The organism is Kerstersia sp. (genome assembly GCF_052103615.1).
In the GTDB taxonomy this organism is placed as follows: Bacteria; Pseudomonadota; Gammaproteobacteria; order Burkholderiales; family Burkholderiaceae_B; genus Kerstersia.
In genome coordinates this window covers 53,656-62,903 of record NZ_JBQEKA010000011.1, presented here as the reverse complement: position 1 = coordinate 62,903, position 9,248 = coordinate 53,656, and the positions used below count along the sequence as shown (strand labels likewise).

10 protein-coding genes are annotated in these 9,248 nt (G+C 62.8%); 3 read left to right on the top strand and 7 right to left on the bottom strand.

From position 1 onward, the window contains the following. Nucleotides 1–127: 127 nt before the first annotated feature. The 7 genes from fusA to ACTJGZ_RS04935 all read right to left on the bottom strand — a co-directional run bounded on the left by fusA (nt 128) and on the right by ACTJGZ_RS04935 (nt 6,728). Nucleotides 128–2,230 (bottom strand): elongation factor G, encoded by a 2,103-nt coding sequence (gene fusA, locus ACTJGZ_RS04965; protein ID WP_441661839.1) that lies wholly within the window; start codon nt 2,228–2,230, stop codon nt 128–130. Between the two features lie 27 nt (nt 2,231–2,257). Then, the gene (gene rpsG, locus ACTJGZ_RS04960; RefSeq protein WP_068373042.1) at nt 2,258–2,728 is read right to left on the bottom strand and encodes a 30S ribosomal protein S7; all 471 of its coding nucleotides are present in this window, start codon (nt 2,726–2,728) and stop codon (nt 2,258–2,260) included. Nucleotides 2,729–2,875: 147 nt separating this feature from the next. Then, nucleotides 2,876–3,256 (bottom strand): 30S ribosomal protein S12, encoded by a 381-nt coding sequence (gene rpsL, locus ACTJGZ_RS04955; RefSeq protein ID WP_068373045.1) that lies wholly within the window; start codon nt 3,254–3,256, stop codon nt 2,876–2,878. 342 nt (nt 3,257–3,598) lie between these two features. Next, nucleotides 3,599–4,015 (bottom strand): YchJ family protein, encoded by a 417-nt coding sequence (locus ACTJGZ_RS04950; RefSeq protein ID WP_441661838.1) that lies wholly within the window; start codon nt 4,013–4,015, stop codon nt 3,599–3,601. Next, a complete protein-coding gene (locus ACTJGZ_RS04945; RefSeq protein WP_441661837.1) occupies nt 4,012–4,191 on the bottom strand; it encodes a hypothetical protein in 180 nt (59 codons plus the stop codon). Before ACTJGZ_RS04945 ends, ACTJGZ_RS04950 begins: the two co-directional genes overlap by 4 nt. Before the next feature lie 80 nt (nt 4,192–4,271). After that, nucleotides 4,272–5,231 carry an AEC family transporter gene (locus ACTJGZ_RS04940; protein WP_441661836.1) on the bottom strand — a complete coding sequence of 320 codons (960 nt, stop codon included), beginning with the start codon at nt 5,229–5,231 and terminating at the stop codon, nt 4,272–4,274. A gap of 165 nt (nt 5,232–5,396) precedes the next feature. Then, nucleotides 5,397–6,728: an MFS transporter gene (locus ACTJGZ_RS04935; RefSeq protein WP_441661835.1), complete on the bottom strand. Its 1,332-nt coding sequence runs from the start codon at nt 6,726–6,728 to the stop codon at nt 5,397–5,399. Between the two features lie 257 nt (nt 6,729–6,985). Here ACTJGZ_RS04935 and ACTJGZ_RS04930 point away from each other — a divergent pair, with 257 nt between their 5' ends. From ACTJGZ_RS04930 to ACTJGZ_RS04920, 3 genes are all read left to right on the top strand, one after another. Then, nucleotides 6,986–7,255, top strand: coding sequence for an acylphosphatase (locus ACTJGZ_RS04930; RefSeq protein WP_441661834.1), 270 nt, complete (start codon nt 6,986–6,988; stop codon nt 7,253–7,255). Further along, on the top strand, nt 7,233–7,760 hold the full coding sequence (locus ACTJGZ_RS04925) for a DNA-deoxyinosine glycosylase (protein WP_441661833.1): 528 nt from the start codon (nt 7,233–7,235) through the stop codon (nt 7,758–7,760). The genes ACTJGZ_RS04930 and ACTJGZ_RS04925 overlap by 23 nt, the downstream gene beginning before the upstream one ends. 198 nt (nt 7,761–7,958) lie before the next feature. After that, nucleotides 7,959–9,131 (top strand): YncE family protein, encoded by a 1,173-nt coding sequence (locus ACTJGZ_RS04920; protein WP_441661832.1) that lies wholly within the window; start codon nt 7,959–7,961, stop codon nt 9,129–9,131. The last annotated feature ends 117 nt before the right edge of the window (nt 9,132–9,248 follow it).

The following is a 9,248-nucleotide window of genomic DNA, read 5'->3' as shown; positions in this document are numbered from 1 at the left end:
ATCGTGCCGACGTTCACGTGCGGCTTGGTGCGTTCAAACTTACCTTTTGCCATGATTCATCCCTTTATCAATGCAAGGAAAACTTGTTAACAGCCACCCCCTGGCAGGGATGGCCGATGTCTTTAGATTACTTCGAACGAGCGGCGATGATTTCGTCGGACACGTTACGCGGAGCTTCGGAGTAGTGCTTGAACTCCATGGTGTACGTCGCACGGCCTTGCGTCAGCGAACGCAGGTTCGTGGCGTAGCCGAACATTTCGGCCAGGGGGACTTCGGCCTTGATGACCTTGCCACCGCCAACCATGTCGTCCATGCCTTGCACCATGCCGCGGCGCGAGGACAGATCGCCCATCACGGTACCGGCATAGTCTTCGGGCGTTTCCACTTCGACGGCCATCATCGGCTCAAGCAGCACAGGGCTGGCCTTGCGCATACCTTCCTTGAATGCCATCGAACCGGCCATCTTGAACGCGTTTTCGTTCGAGTCCACATCGTGGTACGAACCGAAGAACAGCGTTACCTTGACGTCCACCACCGGGTAACCGGCCAACACGCCCGCAGGCAGCGTTTCCTGAATACCCTTATCGACTGCCGGAATGTACTCGCGAGGCACCACACCGCCCTTGATGGCGTCCACGAATTCGTAACCACCACCCGGTTCCAGCGGTTCCAGCTTGAGCACAACGTGACCGTACTGACCACGACCACCGGATTGCTTGACGAACTTACCTTCGACTTCGTCGCAAGCCTTGCGAATGGTTTCGCGATAGGCCACTTGCGGCTTGCCGACGTTGGCTTCCACGCCGAATTCGCGCTTCATGCGATCGACGAGAATTTCCAAGTGCAGCTCGCCCATACCGGAAATGATGGTCTGGCCGGATTCTTCGTCGGTACGCACGCGGAACGACGGATCTTCAGCAGCCAGGCGCGACAGGGCGATGCCCATCTTTTCCTGGTCGGACTTGGTCTTGGGTTCGACAGCCTGCGAAATCACGGGCTCGGGGAACTCCATGCGCTCCAGAACGATGTGGTCGTCGATATCGCACAGCGTTTCGCCGGTCGTCACATCTTTCAGGCCAACCACGGCGGCGATATCGCCAGCCACGACTTCCTTGAGCTCTTCACGGTTGTTGGCGTGCATCTGCAGGATGCGGCCCACACGTTCCTTCTTGCCCTTGACCGAGTTGAACACGGTATCGCCGGAGTGCAGCACGCCAGAGTACACGCGCACGAAGGTCAATTGACCCACGAACGGATCGGTCATCAGCTTGAATGCCAGCACGGCCAGCTTTTCGCTGTCGTCGGCCTTGCGGCTGACGACTTCGCCGTCGTCATTCTCACCCTGGACGGGAGGAATATCGAGAGGCGACGGCAGGAATTCAATCACGGCGTCCAGCATGCGCTGCACACCCTTGTTCTTGAACGCGGTGCCGCACAGCATCGGCTGGATTTCGCAAGCGATGGTACGCGTGCGGATAGCCTTGACGATCTCCTCTTCGGACAATTGCTCGCCCTCGAGGTACTTGTTCATCAGGTCTTCGGAGGACTCGGCAGCAGCCTCGACCATCTTTTCGCGCCATTCCTCGGCTTGAGCTTGCAGCTCGGCCGGGATGTCCTGGTACTCGAACTTCACGCCATGGCTGGCTTCGTCCCAGATGATCGCCTTCATCTTGATCAGGTCGATCACGCCCTTGAAGTTATCTTCGGCACCGATCGGCAAAACGATGGGCACGGGATTGGCTTTCAGGCGGTTACGCAGCTGATCGTAAACTTTGAAGAAGTTCGCACCGGTACTGTCCATCTTGTTCACGAACGCAAGACGGGGCACCTTGTACTTGTTGGCCTGACGCCACACGGTTTCGGACTGGGGCTGAACGCCGCCCACCGAGCAATACACCATGCAGGCGCCATCCAGCACGCGCATGGAGCGTTCGACTTCAATAGTGAAGTCCACGTGTCCCGGAGTGTCGATAACGTTGATGCGGTGCTCGGGGAACTGACCGGCCATGCCCTTCCAGAAAGCGGTGGTAGCAGCAGACGTAATGGTGATGCCGCGCTCCTGCTCCTGCTCCATCCAGTCCATGGTGGCTGCGCCATCATGCACTTCGCCAATTTTGTGATTGACGCCGGTGTAGAACAGAATGCGTTCGCTAGTGGTGGTCTTCCCTGCGTCGATGTGGGCAGAGATACCGATGTTGCGGTAACGCGCGATCGGGGTTTTGCGGGCCATGAGAGTGTCCTTAATTTACCAGCTGGATTACCAACGGAAGTGGCTGAATGCCTTGTTGGCTTCGGCCATCTTGTGGGTATCTTCGCGTTTCTTCATTGCAGCGCCACGACCTTCAGCGGCATCCAGCAGTTCGCCTGCCAGACGCAGGTCCATGGACTTCTCGCCACGCTTCTTGGCGGCTTCACGCATCCAGCGCATGGCCAGGGCCAGACGGCGGACAGGGCGGACTTCCACGGGCACCTGGTAGTTGGCGCCACCGACACGGCGGCTCTTCACTTCAACCAGGGGCTTGACGTTGTTGATCGCAGTATTGAAGACCTCGATCGGCTCTTTGCCGGTCTTGGCCTGGATTTGCTCGAGCGCGCCGTAGACGATACGCTCGGCAACCGCCTTCTTGCCCGAGAGCATGACGACGTTCATGAATTTCGCGAGTTCGACGCTGCCGAATTTGGGATCCGGCAGGATCTCGCGCTTAGGTACTTCGCGACGACGGGGCATTATTGCTTCCTTGTGTCTGTTCAGTTGAACCGCGCATTCTTTGCACGGCCACGGCCGCCCATCCGGGACGACCCCTTAATGCCGCCACGCAGCTTATTCTGCGCAACGGTTGCACGCTTTATCACCAGGGTGAATCAGTCAGGCAGATTACTTCGCCTTCTTGGCACGCTTGGCACCATACTTGGAGCGTGCCTGCTTGCGATCCTTCACGCCTTGCAGGTCGAGCGCGCCGCGCACGATGTGGTAACGCACACCAGGCAAGTCCTTCACACGACCGCCGCGCACGAGCACGACCGAGTGTTCCTGGAGGTTGTGGCCTTCGCCACCGATGTACGAAATGACTTCGAAGCCGTTGGTCAGGCGAACCTTGGCGACCTTACGCAGAGCGGAGTTAGGCTTCTTGGGGGTGGTGGTGTACACACGGGTGCACACGCCACGACGCTGGGGGCAGTTTTCGAGCGCGGGGCTCTTGCTGGACTCCCGGCTGACTTCGCGCGGCTTGCGCACGAGCTGGCTGATAGTTGGCATTAGCTTGAATATCCCTAAAATCGTCGCTACCGGCATTGCGCAGGGTCTACGGCACAATGCCCGGAGCATTCAGTACCCGATCTTGGGATATCCGTTCCGGCACGCGCATTGCGCATTGCCAGTGGTCGATCCCGTTCACGGGCGGTCCATACAAAAACCGCACGTAACGGCAAACCAGGCTGGCCGGCCGGAAAGAGCAGTTCTTGCTAGCGCAAGAGGCATCCCTGAGATTCTGGCAAACGAATATGACAGATTCATGCAGGACGCAGTACGCTAAGCCTTACAGTTTAGCTCAGCGCGTTTGGAATGGTCAAATACTATACAAACACTGGGACGGCAAGCTTATTCAACAAAATCGCCGTCCACATACAGCCAGACGCCGTCCAGCCGCTGGAAGCGGCTGATCTCGTGCAGGCGATGCGCCCGGCCATGCAGCCGGCTGCGCGCCACAAACTCAACAATGGCGCGGGTTTCGTCAAACTGCTCATGACGTTTGACCTGTAATCCCAGCCACTTCAGGCCTTCCGGGTCAGGCTCCAGCACAGCCGGCCGGGTATCCGAATGCCAGGTATCAAGCAGATACTGGCGCTCTCCCAAGACGAATGCACTGTAGCGTGAACGCATCAGTTCTTGCGCGCTGGGCGCCCCCAGACGCTGCGGCCCCTGATGCCAGCGGCCGCAACAGGCCCCATAAACCGCCTTGCTGCCGCATGGGCATGGCGCGCCACGGCCAGCCTCCTCTGCCTGCGAGCGCGTCATGCAGCCCCCTGCGCGGGGGCTGCCATGCCAGGCGCCGCCGGCTGGCTGACCCAGACCAGCAGCGGCACCAGCACCAGGGCGCACACCAGCGCGATCAGCAGCCACTTGCGCAACAAGGCCGCGCGGGAACGGCGCGGCGCGGGACAGGCGCCTGGCGCCAGATTCGTATCAGTCATGAGCATTCGGTTCAAAGGAAAGGCCAGGCCCGGGCAGACCCCCAGGCCGGCAACAGCGGGCACACCGCACACTGCCCGCCTCAGGGCAGCGGCAGAACAGCCGGCTCGGGCAGCATGGGCACCACCACCATCAGCAAGAGCGAAATGGTGACAAAGGAAGCCAGCGTCGCCACCATCAGCGCGGCAGCGGCGAACTCTTCCTGCTGATAGCGCTGGGCCAGCACAGCCACGATCGCGGCCGTCGGCATGGCCGCATACATGACCGCCGCCACGGCAAACTCACGGCTCAGCACGGGAAACACCACTACCAGCAGCGCCATCAGCGCCGGATGCAGCAGCAGCTTGGCGCCCGCCGCCGCCAGCACCGCCCGGATATGGTGCCCCAGGCGCAAGCCGTACAGGCTGCCGCCGACAGCAAACAGCGCCAGGGGGCTGGCCACCTGGGACAGCATCTGCAGCATGCGCTCGGGCACGGCCGGCACATGCCAGCCCGTGATGTTGAACAGCAGCCCCAGCGCCAGCCCCCAGAGCAGGGGATTGGTCAGCAGCGAACTCAGCGAACGCTGCAAGGCCGCCCTGGCGCCGCCCGCGCCGCCGCTATCGGCATAGGCCAGCGCGCCCGGCATGATCAGGATGTTCTCCACGATGAAACACATGGCCAGCGCCACCCCGGCTGTCGGCCCCAGCACCTGGTAGAGCACCGGAAAACCGATGAACGCCGAATTGGAAGCCCCGACCGTCATGCTCAGCACGCCCGCCTGGGCAGCGCTGGCGCCTTTGAATTTGCGCGCATAGCCTGCGGCGCACAGCATGGTCAGCAAGCCGCCGCCGGCATAGATCAGGACATAGTTCCAGTCGATACCGGCCTTGGCATGGCGCTGCGTCAAGGCGGTGAACAGCAGCGCCGGCATACCGAACATCAGGACGAACCGGCCCAGCACCCGGCTGTCGGTCTTCTGCATGACGCCGAACCGGACCGCCGCATAGCCGAGGGCAACCAGCAAGTAAATCGGCCCGGTGATAGTAAGGATGTGCAACATATCAAAAATGGAAGTCCGCCCGCCCGGCTTGCCCGGCCCCATGCCAGACCGCCAGCCGCCCATACAAACATGGCCGCTACAGGAACCTTGCCTATTCTACCCAGTACCCGGCGTCACCGGTCCTCACCAGCGCCCCCGTCCAAGGGGGCAAGATGAGGATACAGTTCAGGCCGCGGCGGCCAGACGGCGGCCGCGAGCCATATCCAGCGGCCTGAGACAAGCCAGCCCGGCCACAAACAACAAGGCTGTGGCCAGAATGGCCAAGCGCTGATTGCCCCCACTGCCCCAAACAATCAAGCCATACATCATCGGACCGATGATGCTCGCCAGACGCACGGCCAAGGTCCATAAACCAAAAAACTCCGCCATGCGCGCTGGCGGCGCAAGCAGCGCTGCCATGGCGCGGCCGGCCGACTGGCTGCTGCCCATGCTGAGCCCGGCCAGCGTCGCCGCCACCCAGAACAGGGGCTTGCCCGTCGCCGCAGCGGCCAGCACACAAGTCAGTATCCAGCCCAGCAAGGTGATGACCAGCGCCCGCTTGTGGCCCAGCCAGTCCTGCACATGTCCAAATGCCACGGCGCCCAGCGCTGCCGCCAGATTCAGCGCAAAAATCATGAACATGGTTTCCTGGGGCTCGAAACCGATCGCCTGCTCGGCATAAATCGCCGCCAGGGTAATGGCAACCGCCACGCCCCCCTGATACGCCACGGTTGCCGCCAGCAGCCAGCGGAAGTCACGGTACTCCCGCACCGCGCGCCAGCTTTGGCGCACGCTCGCCAGCCTGCCCTGATCCCCACCAGCACCTGTATCAGGCCCGGCAGCCGGACACGCCAACGGGCGCGCCACCGGCCGCTCACGCAACCAGACAAACGTCCCCAAGGACGCAAGACCAAAAACAGCGGCCGTCAGCAGCATGGTGACCGCCACAAAATGCGCCGCTGGCTGCCCTTGCACCTGCGCCCACAACACATAGGCCAGGCAAATCCCCAGCGTCAGCATGCCGCCCAGATAACCCAGCGCCCAGCCCCACCCGCTGACCCGGCCCACCGCTTCGGGCCGCGCCAACTCCGGCAGGAAGGCGGCAATCAGTGACTCCCCATAGCAATAGGCTGCGTTCGAACCAACTACCAGCAGCATCGCCAGCACCACCCCAGCCGTCCCGCCCACGCCTGGCGTCCAGGCCAGCGCTGCCGTGAACACCACGCATGCCAGCGTGCTGAAGGCCAGAAAGCGCTTTTTGCTGCCGCGCCGGTCCGCCATGGCCCCCAGGCGCGGGGCGGTCACCATCACCAGCAAGGCCGACAGGCTGAGCGCCGAAGTCCAGGCCAGCGTCGCCCAGGCCGCCGCGCCCGCAATACTGCTCACAAAATAAGCGGCATACACCGCCGTCAGGACGACTGTCGTGTAGCCTGAATTGGCGAAATCATAAAGCGCCCAGCCCAGCACCTCACGCCAGCGGACGCCGGGCTGCAGGACATCGCTTGAAAAGCCTTTCATGGGGACAACCTTCAATGTCGGCACGCCGTGCCAGGATAAAGGGAGAACCGGACGACGCGCCCTTCCGGCAGACACGCAGACCGAATGTCCCCGGCCATGCCGCACGGCGCAGCAAGACCTTACCCGCAGGCGCCCTGCGGCGCCAGCCCCCCTGCCGCCTGCCGCGCCAAACGCGGCGGCGGCAAACACTGCCACTACAATGCCCTTAGCTCTCTTTTCGATTCAGTTATCTTGATTCCGTTATCTCATTACGCGCCATGGAAACCGTCCTCGTCACAATTACCGGCAAAGTTCAGGGTGTCTCGTACCGCCATGCCACTGTACGTGAAGCGCACCACCTGAAACTGCGCGGCTGGGTGCAGAACATGGCCGATGGCAGCGTCCAGGCCCTATTGCAAGGCGCGCCCGACCAGATTGACCGCATGCTGGCCTGGATGCGGCGCGGCCCGCCTGCGGCTACCGTGGCCGATGTCCAGCACGAAACCCTGGCCAGCGACAAACGCTATGAAGGCTTCCAGCAGCTTTGATCCGTCGGCGCGCGCCGTCGGCTTTCCCCCCATCGCCGCGCCAGGCGCGCGCATTCTGATCCTGGGTTCCATGCCCGGCCAGCAATCGCTGCGGGACCAGGCGTATTACGCGCATCCGCGCAATGCTTTCTGGCCCATCATGGGCTGCCTGCTGGGTTTTTCCCCGGACGACCCTTACGCTCACCGCACCGCGATGCTGCAACAGCATGGCATTGCGCTCTGGGATGTCCTGCAAAGCTGTATCCGGCCTGGCAGTCTGGATGCCAATATCGACCGCCAGCAACTGGTCTGCAACGATTTCACTTCCTTTCTGGCCAGCCACCCCGGCATCACGCGCATCTGCTGCAATGGCGCCGCCGCCCATGATTTATTCCGCCGCCACGCCCTGCCTGCGCTGAAGCCGCCACACCCCTGGGATATTCTGCGCCTGCCTTCGACCAGCCCGGCCCATGCAGGCATGAGCCGCGATGCCAAATTGCAGGCCTGGCGCGCCGCGCTATCCTGACACCGGCGCGCCTGCCGCAGCGCCCCGCCGGACCGCCAGGGAAAACAAAGCGATCTGATTCCCATTCCTAAAAAGGGTATGCTTGCACAGCAAGACTTTTCACCGGCTCCGCCGTTGCCGCAGGCCCGCCGCTCTGGCGCATCACCCGGCCTGGGAACACGCGTGCGGCGCAGCCAGCCTTCAACCCTGGGAAATCCTATGACGTTCCACTCCATCAAGTCCTTTACCCTGACTCCGCGCGCGGCCAGCCTGCTGGCAGCCGCCAGCCTGGCCCTGGGCGCGCTCGCCCCGACGCTGGCCGCCGCCGATACGCCCGCTGCCGCTGCAACCGCAAGCGCCAGCCCCGCTGTCACCAAGCAAGTCGTGCGCAAAGCCCTGGCTCCCGCCCTGTATGAAGTGGTTTACAGCCCGCGCCAGAATGCGGTGTTCGTCGCGTCTGCCGGCGGCTTCGGCCCGGATGCGCCCGCCAGCCGGATTCTGCGCCTGGATCCCGACAGCCTGGCTGTCGTGGCCGAAATCCCGGTCAAGGACCGCGCCTTCGGCCTGGCGCTGGACGACGCCAACGACACGCTTTACACCGGCAATACGCTGGATGGCTCGATCAATGCCATCGACACCCGCAACAACACGCTGCGCGGCACCTTGCAACTGATAGAGCGCGCGCCCAAGGGCGAACGCGCGCCGCTGCACCTGCGCGAACTGCTGGTCGATACGGACAAGCACCGCCTGTACCTGCCCGCGCTGGGCACTGACGACAGCACGCTGTTTGTGGTGGATACCCGCGACCTCAAACTCGTCAAGGCCATTCCGGGCCTGGGCCGGGTATCGACCGGCATCGCCCTCGACAACGGCCGCGAACGCCTCTATGTCGTGAACTTCGAAGGCAAGCTCGTCACCATTGACACCAACGCGCTGGAAATCGCCAACATCCAGCAAACGGAGGTCGAACAGCCCACCAACCTTGCCTATGACGCTGCGGCGCGCCGCCTGTATGTCACCGATCAAGGCCAGGAACGCATCACCGAGATGCAAAAGAAATACGCGCCTGGCTTCGAATCGCGCCATCCTGGCGGACGCGTCGCGGTGCTGAACCCCGACACGGCGGAAGTCGTGGGCGAAGCGGCGGTCGGCAAGGGCGCCCTGGGCATCACCCTGGATGACACCAACGCCTATAGCGCCAACCGCATGGCCGGTACCGTCACGGTCGTCCGGCGCGCCGACAATGCCGTTGTCAGCAGCTATGCCCTGCCCGACCATCCCAACAGCGTTGCGCTCGACAACGCCGGCCAGCGTCTGTTCGTTACCATCAAGAACGGCCAGGAAGCCCCCAAGGGCGCGGCTGAAAGCCTGGCGCGCATTCAATTGAAGTAAGGCCGCCAGCGGCCAGGCGCGGCGGCTTCGGCCAGATGCGCCGCGCCTGGCCGCGCCAATCAGCTTTTCCCTGCGGATTCCGCCGATAATCACCGCTTGCCGCGCAATCTGTTCCCG

Coding starts and splice junctions, on each gene's coding strand:
- fusA (WP_441661839.1), bottom strand. CDS start 2,230: ATGGCCCGCAAAACCCCGATCGCGCGTTACCGCAACATCGGTATCTCT.
- rpsG (WP_068373042.1), bottom strand. CDS start 2,728: ATGCCCCGTCGTCGCGAAGTACCTAAGCGCGAGATCCTGCCGGATCCC.
- rpsL (WP_068373045.1), bottom strand. CDS start 3,256: ATGCCAACTATCAGCCAGCTCGTGCGCAAGCCGCGCGAAGTCAGCCGG.
- ACTJGZ_RS04950 (WP_441661838.1), bottom strand. CDS start 4,015: ATGACGCGCTCGCAGGCAGAGGAGGCTGGCCGTGGCGCGCCATGCCCA.
- ACTJGZ_RS04945 (WP_441661837.1), bottom strand. CDS start 4,191: ATGACTGATACGAATCTGGCGCCAGGCGCCTGTCCCGCGCCGCGCCGT.
- ACTJGZ_RS04940 (WP_441661836.1), bottom strand. CDS start 5,231: ATGTTGCACATCCTTACTATCACCGGGCCGATTTACTTGCTGGTTGCC.
- ACTJGZ_RS04935 (WP_441661835.1), bottom strand. CDS start 6,728: ATGAAAGGCTTTTCAAGCGATGTCCTGCAGCCCGGCGTCCGCTGGCGT.
- ACTJGZ_RS04930 (WP_441661834.1), top strand. CDS start 6,986: ATGGAAACCGTCCTCGTCACAATTACCGGCAAAGTTCAGGGTGTCTCG.
- ACTJGZ_RS04925 (WP_441661833.1), top strand. CDS start 7,233: ATGAAGGCTTCCAGCAGCTTTGATCCGTCGGCGCGCGCCGTCGGCTTT.
- ACTJGZ_RS04920 (WP_441661832.1), top strand. CDS start 7,959: ATGACGTTCCACTCCATCAAGTCCTTTACCCTGACTCCGCGCGCGGCC.